13 protein-coding genes and 2 pseudogenes are annotated in these 14,107 nt (G+C 38.5%); 6 read left to right on the top strand and 9 right to left on the bottom strand.

Annotated elements, in window-relative coordinates; all coding sequences use genetic code 11:
• Positions 1 to 32 precede the first annotated feature (32 nt).
• From LMF89_RS12695 to LMF89_RS12680, 4 genes are all read right to left on the bottom strand, one after another.
• A complete protein-coding gene (locus LMF89_RS12695; RefSeq protein ID WP_007957128.1) occupies positions 33 to 353 on the bottom strand; it encodes a carboxymuconolactone decarboxylase family protein in 321 nt (106 codons plus the stop codon).
• A 61-nt stretch (positions 354 to 414) separates the two neighbouring features.
• Positions 415 to 1,326: a 5'-nucleotidase gene (locus LMF89_RS12690; protein ID WP_229535404.1), complete on the bottom strand. Its 912-nt coding sequence runs from the start codon at positions 1,324 to 1,326 to the stop codon at positions 415 to 417.
• Between the two features lie 90 nt (positions 1,327 to 1,416).
• Positions 1,417 to 4,014, bottom strand: coding sequence for an ATP-dependent chaperone ClpB (clpB, locus tag LMF89_RS12685; protein ID WP_229535403.1), 2,598 nt, complete (start codon positions 4,012 to 4,014; stop codon positions 1,417 to 1,419).
• A gap of 40 nt (positions 4,015 to 4,054) precedes the next feature.
• Positions 4,055 to 5,056 carry a DnaJ C-terminal domain-containing protein gene (locus LMF89_RS12680; protein ID WP_229535402.1) on the bottom strand — a complete coding sequence of 334 codons (1,002 nt, stop codon included), beginning with the start codon at positions 5,054 to 5,056 and terminating at the stop codon, positions 4,055 to 4,057.
• 323 nt (positions 5,057 to 5,379) lie between these two features.
• On the opposite strand from LMF89_RS12680, the pseudogene LMF89_RS12675 reads away from it, so the two are divergent.
• Positions 5,380 to 5,484 (top strand): annotated as a pseudogene (locus LMF89_RS12675) (methyl-accepting chemotaxis protein); the annotation flags it as partial.
• Between the two features lie 193 nt (positions 5,485 to 5,677).
• On the opposite strand, the gene LMF89_RS12670 reads toward LMF89_RS12675, so the two are convergent.
• Both LMF89_RS12670 and LMF89_RS12665 read right to left on the bottom strand, forming a co-directional pair.
• The gene (locus LMF89_RS12670; protein WP_229535401.1) at positions 5,678 to 6,796 is read right to left on the bottom strand and encodes a trans-sulfuration enzyme family protein; all 1,119 of its coding nucleotides are present in this window, start codon (positions 6,794 to 6,796) and stop codon (positions 5,678 to 5,680) included.
• Between the two features lie 306 nt (positions 6,797 to 7,102).
• Positions 7,103 to 7,585, bottom strand: coding sequence for a CBO0543 family protein (locus LMF89_RS12665; RefSeq protein WP_229535400.1), 483 nt, complete (start codon positions 7,583 to 7,585; stop codon positions 7,103 to 7,105).
• A 185-nt stretch (positions 7,586 to 7,770) separates the two neighbouring features.
• Between LMF89_RS12665 and LMF89_RS12660 the strand changes: the two genes are divergently transcribed.
• The 3 genes from LMF89_RS12660 (at position 7,771) to LMF89_RS12650 (ending at position 9,901) form a co-directional block, all read left to right on the top strand.
• On the top strand, positions 7,771 to 8,301 hold the full coding sequence (locus tag LMF89_RS12660) for a CBO0543 family protein (protein ID WP_229535399.1): 531 nt from the start codon (positions 7,771 to 7,773) through the stop codon (positions 8,299 to 8,301).
• A 90-nt stretch (positions 8,302 to 8,391) separates the two neighbouring features.
• Positions 8,392 to 9,138, top strand: a complete 747-nt coding sequence (locus tag LMF89_RS12655) for a GNAT family N-acetyltransferase (RefSeq protein ID WP_229535398.1) — start codon at positions 8,392 to 8,394, stop codon at positions 9,136 to 9,138.
• 163 nt (positions 9,139 to 9,301) lie between these two features.
• Positions 9,302 to 9,901, top strand: a complete 600-nt coding sequence (locus tag LMF89_RS12650; protein ID WP_229535397.1) for a nitroreductase family protein — start codon at positions 9,302 to 9,304, stop codon at positions 9,899 to 9,901.
• A 140-nt stretch (positions 9,902 to 10,041) separates the two neighbouring features.
• On the opposite strand, the gene lpxA is transcribed toward LMF89_RS12650, so the two are convergent.
• Positions 10,042 to 10,866 (bottom strand): acyl-ACP--UDP-N-acetylglucosamine O-acyltransferase, encoded by an 825-nt coding sequence (lpxA, locus tag LMF89_RS12645; RefSeq protein ID WP_229535396.1) that lies wholly within the window; start codon positions 10,864 to 10,866, stop codon positions 10,042 to 10,044.
• Positions 10,867 to 10,930: 64 nt separating this feature from the next.
• Complete coding sequence (locus LMF89_RS12640; RefSeq protein ID WP_229535395.1) at positions 10,931 to 11,557, bottom strand: hypothetical protein; 627 nt, start codon at positions 11,555 to 11,557, stop codon at positions 10,931 to 10,933.
• 320 nt (positions 11,558 to 11,877) lie between these two features.
• Here LMF89_RS12640 and LMF89_RS12635 point away from each other — a divergent pair, with 320 nt between their 5' ends.
• Positions 11,878 to 12,549 (top strand): response regulator transcription factor, encoded by a 672-nt coding sequence (locus LMF89_RS12635; protein ID WP_229535394.1) that lies wholly within the window; start codon positions 11,878 to 11,880, stop codon positions 12,547 to 12,549.
• A 208-nt stretch (positions 12,550 to 12,757) separates the two neighbouring features.
• Positions 12,758 to 13,201, top strand: a complete 444-nt coding sequence (locus LMF89_RS12630; RefSeq protein WP_229535393.1) for a MarR family winged helix-turn-helix transcriptional regulator — start codon at positions 12,758 to 12,760, stop codon at positions 13,199 to 13,201.
• Between the two features lie 77 nt (positions 13,202 to 13,278).
• On the opposite strand, the pseudogene LMF89_RS12625 reads toward LMF89_RS12630, so the two are convergent.
• Positions 13,279 to 14,062, bottom strand: a pseudogene (locus tag LMF89_RS12625) (short-chain-enoyl-CoA hydratase).
• Positions 14,063 to 14,107: the final 45 nt, after the last annotated feature.

Here is a 14,107-nt window from a genome sequence, read left to right as displayed (position 1 = left end):
ATGTTCGGTAATGCAGCTAACCTATGGTTATCTTATTCATTATCATAAGCGCTCAAAGCGATTGGTAAGGATTGGATCACAACGTTTCCTGCTGCTGGCAGTCCCACTAGAATAGCACTTATGACTTCTTCTCTGGTCGCTCCTACTGCTTTCGCTTGTTTTACATGAAAAGGCAGTCCGCCTTCCAATCTTAATACTGCTAATACAGATAGATAGGAAAGAGTTTCTGTTTTCTTATCTAGCTGACTTGCCTCACCCCACTTTTTCACCGTCTCCATCCAGACCTTTTGATGTTCTGGAGCCTCCGTTAAAAAAGTCTGAAAGGCATTACTTATTAACAATTTGTCACTCATTTTTCGTCCCCCTATACAATGTATTTCCTTGGAGTGGCTTCTTTTTTTATGTTCCTAATAATCAGTAACTGTTTGTTACACCGCTTGGTACATGCCCTGTTGGTACTACTTTTGAAGCATTAATGCAGTAAGTATGTTGATCATCAAAAAAGATATGGGGGTTAAAGCTTTCTAAAATGGCTGCTTTATCCAATCCTCCTAAAAAGAAAGCTTCATCCACTGTAATTCCCCATGACCGCAATGTCTTGATTGCTCTTTTGTGGGCTGGCGCATTTCGTGCTGTCACAAGTGCTGTTCGTATTGTCTTCTTCTCCTTATCTTTATAAGCCTTCTGCACATTATTTAAGGACGTTAAAAAAGACATGAAAGGACCAGGCGGCAACGGTATTTCACTTTTTTCCGCTTCATGTTTTTTGAATTCTTCTAAACCCATCTGCTGATATATTTTTTCCGCTTCATCACTAAATATAACCGCATCACCATCAAAAGCAATGCGAATTTCCTCCATATCGTCCTCTTGCTTTACATACGTTCCTGCATAAATGGTAGCACTGGCATGCCCATTTTCAAGGGCAAGTGATACATCCTCGGGATTAGCAGATAAAAATAAATCGGCTTTAAAGGCTTTTAAATACTTATATGGCGACCGTCCCCTAGTAAATGCAGCCCTGGTAATATCCAATTTATGCTGCTCTATGGAATTAAAAACTCTCAAGCCAGTATTTGGATCATTTTTGGAAATCAGAATAATTTCTACCATAGGTTCTCCCGTTTCAGGATCTCGCAGCTTCAGCAGACGTTTTATTAATGGAAACGCCACTCCATGGTTCAGCAGCTCATTTTCATGTTCAATCTGATATTTTGTGTACTGTTCTTCTCCTTCTTCTTCAAAAATTTTATTACTGGCATCTAAGTCAAAAAGAGCACGTGAAGAGATGGCAATTACTAACTTTCCATCTAATGTAACTGGCATGTACAGTCCTCCTATTAATAATGACTTTAATACTTCATTCTATTTACCATAAAATAATAAACTCCTGCAACGTTTGCAGGAGTTTATTATTTAAAGACTTACAGCATCTACTACCGGGGTTAAGATGATTGTGCCGTCTTGCGCTTTTAGTTTAACGGTATTGCCTTCCATGATTTCACCACGGACTATTTTTTTGCTTAACTCTGTTTCGATAGACCTGCTAATCTGGCGGCGTAGTGGCCGAGCACCAAATGCAGAATCGTACCCTTTCTTGGATAGTAATGTTAAAACCGCCTCATCCCAAACCAAGGTAATATTCATCTGCTTTTGCAAACGTTTATTCAAGTTTTCCAATAGGATTCCGGCAATTTTACTAACTTGCTGCTCTGTCAGGGCATTAAAGACAATAATATCGTCAATGCGATTCAAGAATTCAGGTCTGAAATGAGACTTGAGCATGCTAAGGACTTTTTCTTTAGCCCTCTCAAACTCATTTTGTAAAATTTCAGCCGATCCTAAGTTGGATGTCATAATAACAACTGTATTTTTAAAATTGACGGTTCTGCCTTTTCCATCTGTTAGTCGTCCATCGTCTAATATTTGCAGCAGAACATTAAATACGTCACTATGAGCTTTTTCAATCTCATCCAGCAAAATTACGCTGTAAGGGCGACGACGTACCGCTTCTGTTAATTGTCCTCCTTCATCATGACCAACATAACCTGGAGGAGCACCAATTAAGCGAGCGACGGTATGCTTCTCCATATATTCACTCATGTCTACACGAATCATGCTGCGCTCATCATCGAATAATACTTCTGCCAGGGTTTTTGCCAATTCCGTTTTACCAACCCCTGTTGGACCGAGGAAGATGAAGGAGCCAATTGGACGATTCGGATCTTTCACTCCTGCCCGCGCTCTGATGATGGCTTCACTGACAGCCTGCACAGCATCCTCTTGACCTACGACTCTTGTATGCAAAATGCTTTCTAAATTAGCCAGTTTTTCTCGTTCTCCCGCTAACATACGGTTAACCGGAATACCAGTCCAGCGGCTAACGATCTTAGCTATGTCATCTTCACCGACTTCTTCTTTTAACAGAACTTTATCATTGTGTTTTTTGCTTAGTAATTCATCTTCGTTTTTTAACCGTGCTTCTAACTCTGGCAGCTTACCGTATTTGAGCTCTGCCAAATGAGTAAGGTCATAAGCCCTTTCCGCAGTCTCCATCTCGGCTTTGACAGATTCAATTTCCTTTTTCAAACCACGCAGGCGCAGTATAGCTTCCTTTTCTCCCTGCCATTGGACTCTCAGCACATCTGTTTCTTGACGCAGGTTTTTTAGTTCCTCTTGAATCGTATTCAGTTTCTCCAAGGAAGAAGCATCACTCTCTTTTTTAAGAGCCTGTTCTTCAATTTCAAGCTGCATCACCCGGCGCAAAATCTCATCTAGCTCACTGGGCATCGAATCAATTTCTGTACGTAATTTCGCACCAGCCTCATCTACCAAGTCAATCGCTTTATCAGGCAAGAAGCGATCGGAGATATACCGATCTGACAGTACAGCTGCCGACACCAGAGCACTATCCTTGATTCGAACGCCATGATGAATTTCATAACGCTCCTTTAAGCCTCTTAATATGGAAATCGTATCCTCTACTGTAGGCTGATCCACAAGAACCGGTTGGAAACGACGCTCCAAAGCAGCATCTTTTTCGATATGTTTACGATATTCATTCAAAGTGGTAGCACCAATACAACGAAGTTCACCTCTTGCAAGCATGGGTTTTAAAATATTGCCAGCATCCATAGCTCCTTCCGCAGCACCAGCTCCCACTACCGTATGAAGTTCATCAATGAACAAGAGAATTTTTCCCTCTGATTTAACAATTTCATTTAAAACATTTTTCAAGCGTTCCTCAAACTCACCTCGATATTTGGCACCAGCCACTAAAGAACTAAGATCTAAGGAATACAAGCTTTTATTCTTCAAAGTTTCTGGTACATCCCCAGCTACAATGCGCCTAGCTAACCCTTCTACAATCGCTGTCTTTCCAACCCCAGGTTCACCGATCAGCACAGGATTATTCTTGGTACGGCGAGATAGTATTTCTATTGCTCTGCGAATTTCTTCATCTCGACCAATAACAGGATCTAATTTCCCCTGTTTAGCCATTTCGGTCAAATCCCGCCCATATTTTGACAATGCCTGGTATCCTTCTTCAGGATTGTCGCTGGTAATCCGCTGTCCTTGACGATATTCCTTTACAATCTGTTGAATGCGACTGCGATGCAGCCCAAATTCCCTGCAGACTTCCACCACATCACTATCACCATCTTCTACAACAGCTAGTAATAAATGTTCTGTACTGATAAATTGATCTTTCATACCTGATGCAATTTTTTCCGCTAAACCCAGCACCCGAATCATTGCCGTATTCATACGCAGACTGCCCTCTTGACCGCGAACGGAAGGCTGATTCGTGATTAATTTCTCTACCTTGGTCTTTAAGAGTTTAACATCAATTTGTGATTGAGCCAAAATTTGCCCAATCATGCCATCTTCTTCTTTGACTAGTGCTAATAATAAATGCCTGGTACTTACTTCTTGCTGGTAATGCAGCGCAGTTAATTGCTGCGCTTCTGAAAGGGCAGCTAATGCCTTTTGCGTGTATTGATCTTGATTCATACTATTTACCTCCTCTATATAACGAACATAACAGCCTTAATCATATTTTTTTGTGGCGCAGGGCATAAATCTGTTTATAAAGCTCCATTTCTTCCGTCTTTTGATTCCGCGGAATATCAATCTGAATTTTTATATACAAATCCCCCAAAGTTGCATTCTTCTTAAATCCTCTATCTTTTAAACGAAGTTTCTGACCAGAACGAGTTCCTGGCTGAATCTTCACTTCAACTATCCCCGATGGAGTATGCACGGAAACCAGATCCCCTAAAACAGCTTGTTCCGGATAAATCGTCAAATCGCCCTCTAAGTCAATCTGGTTGATAACACGCCAATTGGACTGAGGTTTCATCTCTGCATGAAGATACAAATCACCATTTGCACCATTATTAGAACCTTTGCCCCCCATTCCTTTTAGACGCAACACAGTGCCAGGATAAGACTTACCAGGAATTTTCACCTTTAACTTTTTATGTTCTTCCGTGACTCCTGCCCCCTTACAGGTACTGCACACGCCCCTGCTGGTAAAGCGCTGCCCTTCACAGGCAGCACAAATGACTGGTACATGAATTTGAATTTCTTTCTCTGCTCCCGCCATCAGTTCTTCCACTGTCAGGCTGATTGTGGCTTCCACATCGTCCCCTTCATATCTAGGCTGCCTTGCCTGATAACCTCTCCCATAACCATCTCGCTGGCTAGAAAACTCCTGCCCAAAAATGGAGGAGAAAAAATCGCTGAAACCAAAGCCATCCATTCCATCCATATGATACGTCTGATACCCAGAAGCATTGGGTGGCGGCTGAAATTCTTGACCCATCCGCCAGTTTTCTCCTAATTTATCATACTTTTCCCGATTGGAAGCATCACCTAATACCTCATATGCCTCATTGATTTCTTTAAACTTTTCTTCTGCCTCTTTCTTTTCCTTCCCTTTTTGCACATCAGGATGATATTGCCTGGCTAGTTTTCGATATGCCGTTTTTATTTCTTTATCAGTGGCGGCCTTTGGCACACCTAAAACTTCATAATAGTCAATAAATTTCATACCTTTCACCTACCTTCTTCAATAGCTGCAGATTTATTTCTTGCAGCTGTTTTATCAAATTTTGCATCAATACTGTCATTTTTATACTTCCTTGTATTTGGGGCGATAGAATTTGATCTTAATCCGAGAATAATGTGCTGCTAACATAATATTAACCATCTTCTCTACTAATATTTTACCAATTTCTCTTATTAAAAGTCAATGTTTTTATTTGACTATTTGACTTTTGATTTTATAAATATATCTTACACTTTTTTATAACTTTACATTTTGTATTGACTGAAAAAACTTCTTAAATGATGAAATCAAAAGATATCGTATAAGTTATCAACGGAATTGCTGCACAAACAAATCTCCTTGCTCTTAATGCAGCCATTGAAGCGGCACGAACTGATGAATCCGGCAGAGGATTTGCAGTCGTAATTGAAAGATAAAATGTATAGAGTTATAAAAAAGCAATGAACCACAAAGGCACAATGCCGCTGATGCGGCACACAAAGGAGTACACAAAAAATATAAATAAAACCCTTTGTGTCCTTTGCGCCTTTGTGGTTCCTTTTTCGTTTTATATGTTTTAAAGAAAGAGCCACATTTTTCTTAGTTGCTCTTTCGTGAATCATTTTACTCTAATGCAGCATTCAGATCGGCAATTAGATCATCTATATTTTCCAATCCGACTGAGAACCGCAGTAAATTATCAGGAGTTTTACTCTGGGGTCCTTCAATGGAAGCCCGGTGCTCAATAAGACTTTCTACTCCACCCAGGCTTGTTGCCCTTTGAATGATCTTTAACCGTCCGATAAATGCCAAGGCCTCTTCTTTATTGCCTCGAACTTGAAAGGATAGCATACCACCAAATTGACTCATCTGCCGCAATACAATGTCATGTCCTGGATGATCAACTAGCCCTGGATAATGTACTTTTTCGATTCTAGGATGTTTTTGTAAAAAGTTGGCGATCTCTAAGGCATTCTCTGAATGATTTTTCATACGGCAGCTTAAGGTCTGAATGCCCCGTAATACTAGCCAGCAATCAAAGGGTGCCGGAACTGCTCCGCCGATTTGCTGCAGCATACGAATTTTATCAAAAAAAGCATCCTTTACTTTACTGATTACAGCACCACCCAAAACATCACTGTGTCCGCCGAAATATTTAGTCGTAGAATGGATAACAATATCAGCTCCCAATTCCAAAGGTCTTTGCAGCATAGGCGTCGGCCAAGTATTATCACAAACACAAAGGGCTCCTGCTTCATGAGCGATGGCTGCTAAAGCAGAGATATCGGTTATCTTTAACAAAGGATTTGATGGAGTTTCCAAATAGATAATTTTAGTATTCGCTTTGATCATTGCCCGAACTTGAGAAAAATCATTTACATCTACATAACTTACTTGTAGTCCCCACGGTTCTAAAATATCTTGTAATATACGCGTAGTTCCATGATATAGGTCCTGGGATACGACGACATGATCTCCAGGAAGCAATGCCTGGAATACGTTTAAGATCGCTGCTAAACCAGAGGAAAATGCAGCAGCTCCTTCTCCCCCCTCTAAACCACACAAACACTTTTCTAAAGCATCTCGATTCGGATTACTCAAACGACTGTAAACATGACCACGAGGATAGCTGCCATCTGCGTCACGTTCAAAGGTTGTCGACAAATGTATAGGAGGTGCTATTGCGCCTGTCTCTTGATCTATTTCATGCCCAAGATGAATTGCCTTTGTTTCAATTTTCATGTCCCATCCCCCTCGTATACTGTTAAAATCATTTCTTCTTAGCATCTCTTATTAATAAAGAAAAAGGTTAAAGCCGGTATAATCCGTACTTTAGCCTTCATAGTTCTGATCAGCTAATTCGTTCATCGTCATTCAAATAAAATGAAGTTTACTATGCTGATTATGGAGTACTCTGCTATCTCATTGCCACCTATATGACAGTAGTTTATCACTTATCAAAAGGACTGTCTACCAATATATACACAATCGCCTAGGGATTTTCTACTCGAATCTCATTTATGTTTTTTTTTGAAGCTATTGGAAATGTTATTTACACCCAAAATAATTACAGCCCCAACGAAAAAAAGCAATAAAAGCTCTTGAACCTAAAAATGTAATCATGATCGTATAAAAACTAGTAAACCAGCTCCAATCCAAATATTCAATCAGATTAGTATATAATTCAATAGGATATTCGATGGCAGTAATGACTGCACTAAATATCGCTGCATAATAAATGATCGGCCATAAGCCTCGTTTTCTTGTAACTTGATTATATAAAATACACGCAGTGGGAAATACCCATAATTCAAACAAGATGCTTGTGTTATAGTAATGCGGCAACAACCGAATAGGATAGTCCAATAACTTTAAATTCACAACTGGACTCCCCCAGGCGAAGTCAATAACGGATTTAAAGAGAAAAACAACAACCCAATCCCGAAAATATCGCCAATCAACGGCGAAGATCAACAACAACAATGTAATTACTGCCGCGATTATGGTAACGATCGTCTCTACACTAAACATTTTTTTCGTATCCCTCACTGTTCATAGAGTCTTTAAGATTATTATTTTATACAATTTACCTTAATTTATCCTTCAACTCTCCTTCCCCCTCTGGGATTCATTATTTTTTCTTAATGCATTAAGAATTAGTACATGCAGGAGTTACATACACTATTATATAAGTAATATAATAAGGTGGATGCTAAATGATAGAGTTGTTTATTTTCAGGCTTTTATTAGTATGTGCTTTTATCATCGGTGTTTATCGCTTTGGAGATTGGAAAAATCTCCAGAACTATTATCCGACTATGCTTTTTGTCATGGTTGTGAATTTAAGCTCCTCCCTATTGACCTATCATCATGTTTTATGGGGGTTTGGTCCAGACTTTTTTGTAACAACATCTACTGTCGTTGAATTACTTAACTCTTATATTGCTCTACCGGCTACGGTATTTATTTTCTTATCCCGTTTTCCTTCATCTGAAAGGCTGCTTCAATATGCTTACTTTGCCTTATGGATTTTCATTTTTAGTACCATTGAATTGATCGATTACACATTAGGAGGAATCTCCTATCAAAATGGCTGGTCGTGGCGTATATCAACCTTGTTTGATGTTGCTCTTTTTTCTTTTGTAAAAATCCATCATTCAAAACCCTTCTTGGCCTGGTCTATCACATTCTTGCTAGCAGCAATCATATTATTTGTATTCGATTTTCATACAGCTGAGATGAAATAGTTTATTTTTCAACTTTACCCCACATGGTAAAGGTTTTTCAAGTACGATGGTTAATATATTAAATAAGGATTTTAATTTGGGAGTATTATTATGAAGATCATAGATATAACGAATGATACCATTCATAAAGAGCATATATGCTGCTGCCTATCTGATAAACAATCAGAATCCGGTGTACGTCTTAAAAAGGAATGGCTCAGCAATCAGTTTTTGGAAGGTTTAAAGTTCAAGCGCCTCAATGAGCGAGGTAAAGTATTTATTGAGTATCTTCCCGCCGAAAATGCCTGGGTTCCCATTCATGCCCCTGGCTATATGATCATTAATTGCCACTGGGTGGCTGGCAGATTTAAGGGACAAGGCTGGGGGAAAAAACTATTAGAAGAATGTGAAAAAGATGCTAAAAGCATGCATGGCATTGCCGTCATTTCTAGTAATAAGAAAAAACCCTATTTATCCGATAAAAAATTCTTATTAAAAAGTGGTTTTGAAGTATGTGATACAGCACCTCCCTACTTTGAGTTATTGGCAAAAAGGTTTCATTCGACATCTCCTATACCCTATTTTCGTGACAATGCCAAAACCCTGAGAGTTGACTTGGGCCCTGGTTTAGACATCTATTATACAGCCCAATGCCCTTTTTCTGTGAATTACGCTCAAGAAGCTCTTTTATTTTCTAAGGATTCTCCGGTACCCATTCGAGTTCATCAAATTACCACAAAAGAAGAAGCCCAAGATCATACTTGCCCAATAACAAGTTATAGTGTTTTTTTTAATGGTAAATTTATAACTCATGAAATATTAAATAAAGCTAAAATTCTAAAATTGCTAGCGAATTAAAGAAAAATCATGAAATCTTTGGTAAAAATGGCATAAGCCGTATCTTTTTCGAAAAAAACTTGACTAATAATATAAGAAGCATCAAACAATTATTTTAGGCAGCTTTCTATACAAACCTGCTTGGAAATATAAAAAATCAAAATGTAAAGATGAGGTGTCAATCATGTCCAAAGATTTTTATGCCGCTTTAAAAGCAAGACGTTCGATTTATAGTATTAGTAAAGAAGAAATTGTATCCTATGAAAAGATACAAGAAATCATTGAAGCTGCTGTAAAGCATACTCCATCTGCATTTAATTCACAAAGTGCTAGAATACTCCTATTATTAGGAGAGCAACACGATATATTGTGGGATATCACCAAAGAAGCTCTTAGAAAGATTGTTCCGGAAAATGCATTTGCTCCTACGGAAGAAAAGATAAATTCTTTTAAAAGTGGATATGGCACTGTTTTATTTTTCGAAGATGAAACTGTAATTAAAGATCTCCAAACTCAATTTGCTCTTTATAAAGACAACTTCCCTATTTGGTCACATCATGCTTCCGGCATGGTACAATTGGTTGTGTGGACTGGATTAGAAGCAGAAGGACTCGGTGCTTCCCTGCAGCATTATGGTGCTCTGATCGAAGAACAAGTCATTCAAAAGTGGAATGTTCCAATAACATGGAAATTGATTGCACAGCTTCCTTTTGGAAAACCAACTGCAGATCCTGGTGAGAAAGAGTTTAAACCATTAGACGAACGCATTAAAGTGTTTAAATAAAAAAAGTAAAAATCAGATCGATTCCCTACTAGGGTCGATCTGATTTTTTTATTGCTCATCCATTGAATGTATAGGTTTGTGTGAAGGATTAATTCCTTATACAGCGAATTACTGATAATGCTTTGAGCACCCATGCTTTCTTAGCGCTTGTGTCTGGACACCTTTTGGCAGATTCCACTTTTCGAATTACGTAAAAATGTTATGAAGGATTCCAATTCCTCCGATTTAGGCAGTTCCTGCTCCATTGCCTCTAATGCTTGTTCTATACTAAGTCCCGAATAATATAGCAATTTATAAGCACGCTTCATTACTTTACGGGTATCTTCCTCAACGCCCCCGCGAACCATTCCAATTTTATTAAGGCCCGCTATCTGTGCGAGATTTCCATCCACCATGATATAAGGTGGTACATCTTGTACCACTTTAGAAAAACCACCAATCATAGCATTTCGTCCTATTTTTACAAACCGATGAATTCCCGCGAAACCGCCAATAGTAACTCGATCTTCCACCACTACATGACCAGCTAGATTAACAGCATTGGACATCACTACATGGTTACCAATCACACAATTATGAGCTACATGACTATATGCTAATAGTAAACAATTCGAGCCGATTTGTGTTTTTCTCCCCTTGCCGATCCCTCTGTTAATGGTTACAAACTCTCTAATATGCGTATGATCTCCAATCCTCACATAACCTTTTTCATCAATGAATTTTTTATCCTGTGGATCCGATCCAATGGATGCACCTGCATGAATCCTGCAATTTCTGCCAATGCTTGTCCAGCCATCAATCACTGCATTTGCTCCAACTTTAGTGTCATCTCCTATAGTTACATGATTTCCAATGATCGCACAAGGTCCAATCTCAACGTCTTTGCCAAGTTTAGCATTCGGAGAAATTACTGCCGTTTCATGTATCTTATTTAAAATCAGTATTTTAGCTTGATTTTGTATCACACTCAATGCACCGCCTTATCAAGATAATGGACCAATGAAAAATCTGAGCCATCTATACTATATGTTATAAATTCAATAAATTAAGTGATTGATTCCATTTTTTCCAAGCTGATCGCTGAGTCGTTGTTAATTTACCAGTTATAAGATTTATCGCATTTACGCGTTTTAATTTTTGCCTTCTCTGTTCCCATGAGAGAGAGGTATCAGAAACAACAGACCATACTCGCTGCTGGGATTTTATCAATGACGTAACAATATCAGTTTGCTGATTTTCCGTAAGATCCAATTGTAACATCATCATCGTATATCGCTCTGTAAGCTGTTGGCTTTCCTCCAATTGACTTTCAAAAATTTCTCGGTCTTTTAAAGGCAGCACTTGTGTAATTTTACTGCCTGCATCCATGCGAATCTCTTTCATTTGGCTTAAGGAATCCGCATAGTTGTATAAATCATCAAATTTATATAGATCATCAACCATTTTTTGTCTGCCTCGTACAGCTCTCATCTGCCTGTCTGCCTCTAGAATAATTCCATCAATTTGATCTCTTTGCTCTTTGGAAAGGTTCAGGTTTATCCATAGCGCTTCCTGATACATATCCGATACACCAATTTGAGCGGAACAAATCCCAAAGCCAAATATAATTTCAAAAAACATAATACAACATATAAATGTCTTAGCTATATGCAACATCCTGCACTCCTTCATCCATTTTCTTCTTGTCATATGATGCCTTCATCGTCTCCTTCTTACATGGGACAAGTTTAGACGTACTAATAATATTGATTTTATCGTATCTGTCTTTTTTTTTTCATTGAAAGTATATATATTTATCAAAATTTGCTTTTTTTTACAATTTAATTGCTATTATAGGAATAATAATCCACTTAATGTCGAATAATCTCATTTTTTATGGAAATATCAAATCCAATTCAAACATTCTTTTTTTAAAATAGAAAAATAATCCAAGGAAGGCTAATTTAGACAAGGAAGTTACCATAAGAGGGTAAGCAATGAAAATTTTACTAATGGAAGAAGAATCAAAAAGCAATGGAACAATGTCCCTGCTCTTAAAAAAGCATGGTTATGCAGTTGATACTGCAGGAGATGAAGAAACAGGGGTGGAAATGGCCACAACACAAGTCCATGATATTATCCTCCTGTGCCGCTCTTTTCCATGCAGTAACAGCATCTCCTTTTTAAAGAAAATCCGTAGTCTAAGAATTAATACTCCGGTCCTTTTTCTCATTGAAAGAAGTATGCCAAAGTATCGAATTGAAGCATTAGATGCTGGTGCTGACGATTGTCTGGCAAAACCATTTTTCACAGGAGAATTGCTGGCCAGGCTGCGTGCCTTGAGTCGAAGAAAGAATAAGGATTTTGTTGGAGATAATATTTGTGCCGCAGGTCTTACCCTTCATCCGTTAAAAGGCAAGGTAATAAAAGGCAACCAGTCCATCCATCTCACCATGAAGGAATCATTACTTTTAGAAATGCTGATGCGCAATTTTGGTCAAGTTATTACCAAGGAACGAATTATGGAAAAGGTTTGGAGCTACAACTCTGAAACCAATATTGCCAATATCGACCTTTATATTCATTATCTACGTAAGAAATTGAACTCATCTAATATTAAAACAGTGCGAGGGGTCGGATATTTTCTACAAGAGGATACTTGTATATGATCTTTTGGTAGCAATACACTACTTCAACAAAAGCAAAGAAACTAGACCATCTTTTAAGACATGGTCTAGTTTCTTTGCCCTATAGTAAATTGATTCCTGGAGTATCTCCCACCTAAACTGCAATCTTCTTTATTGACAATACTTAAAAACCGTATAGAATAGTTGATATACATAAAATTTGCATACCAATTATAAGAATGATTCAGAGGTGAATACGATATTGCTCCAGATCCTTGATAGTATGTGTATTCTTTTAGCGAAATCAGAACAAAAACATTTTTCCTATACAAAGAAAATGTTGGATCAATCGGGTTTAGAAATCTCACCAGGACAACTAGTCGTGCTTTATTCCCTGTTCACGAAGGACAATATCTCCATATCAGAACTCAGCAAGAATGTTTTGTTAGACAATTCAACACTTACTGGTCTGATTGATCGTTTAGAAAAGGCAGGCTTTGTGATGCGAATTGATACTCCCAACGATCGGCGCTCTTACCAAATTATTTTAACAGAGAAAGCGAAAAGCCATAAATCAACAATATTGCAATTAATGAAACAGATTGAAAGTAAAATGTTAGAAGGCTCTAGTGAAGCAGAAATCTTTATGTTTCGCAGCATTTTGCAACGCATTCTTATCAATTTCAACAGCTAATATGATATGGTAAATAAGGTGATAGAAGCACAATGCCTCTATCACCTTATTTTTATTACACCCATTACACCAGTATTTTACTTCCCAATAAAGTTTGCTTTGCGTTTTTCAATGAAAGCAGTCATGCCCTCTTTTTGATCCTGTGTCGCAAAACAAAGACCGAAAACTTCTGCTTCATAGGCGATTCCTGAAGTCAGATCCACATCAAGACCTCTATTGACTGCTGTTTTACAAACTTGTACGGCAATTGGTGCTCTTGATATTATTTTCTGAGCCATTGCTTTTGCTTTTCCAATTAGTTCTTCGGGAGCTGCCACCTGATTTGCCAGACCAATTCGGTAGGCTTCAGCAGCATCAATCATATCACCAGTAAACAATAATTCCTTCGCTCTGCCTTTGCCCACTAGACGTGACAACCGCTGGGTTCCGCCGAATCCTGGTGGTATGCCTAAAGACACTTCTGGCTGACCAAACTTGGCTTTTTCCGAAGCAATGCGAATATCGCAAGCCATGGCAAGTTCACAACCTCCACCCAAGGCATAGCCATTAACTGCCGCAATAACAGGTTTGGGAAGATTCTCAATTTTATTAAATACGCCTTGTGCCAATTGCCCCCATTGTCGGCCCTCTACAGCAGTCTTATATTTCAAGTATATCCGCCCCGGCAACAAAAGACTTTTCGCCACTGCCAGTAACGATGACCACTTTTACAGCATCATTAGCAGCTAGTTCATCAAACAGTTGATCCAGTTCATGTACAGTTGCAGCATTTAACGCATTTAAAGCCTTTGGGCGATTAATGGTGACTGTACCAATACCATCACTATCAATCTCTACTAATAAATTTGTATACTCTCCCATAACGAACACCTCTCCTTATTTTTTTAGAAACATTGATTTTTCACT

The organism is Pelosinus baikalensis (assembly GCF_020819555.1).
Taxonomy (GTDB): domain Bacteria; phylum Bacillota; class Negativicutes; order DSM-13327; family DSM-13327; genus Pelosinus; species Pelosinus baikalensis.
Note: the sequence above shows the minus strand (reverse complement) of the source record. Positions and strands in the feature narration are given on the sequence as shown.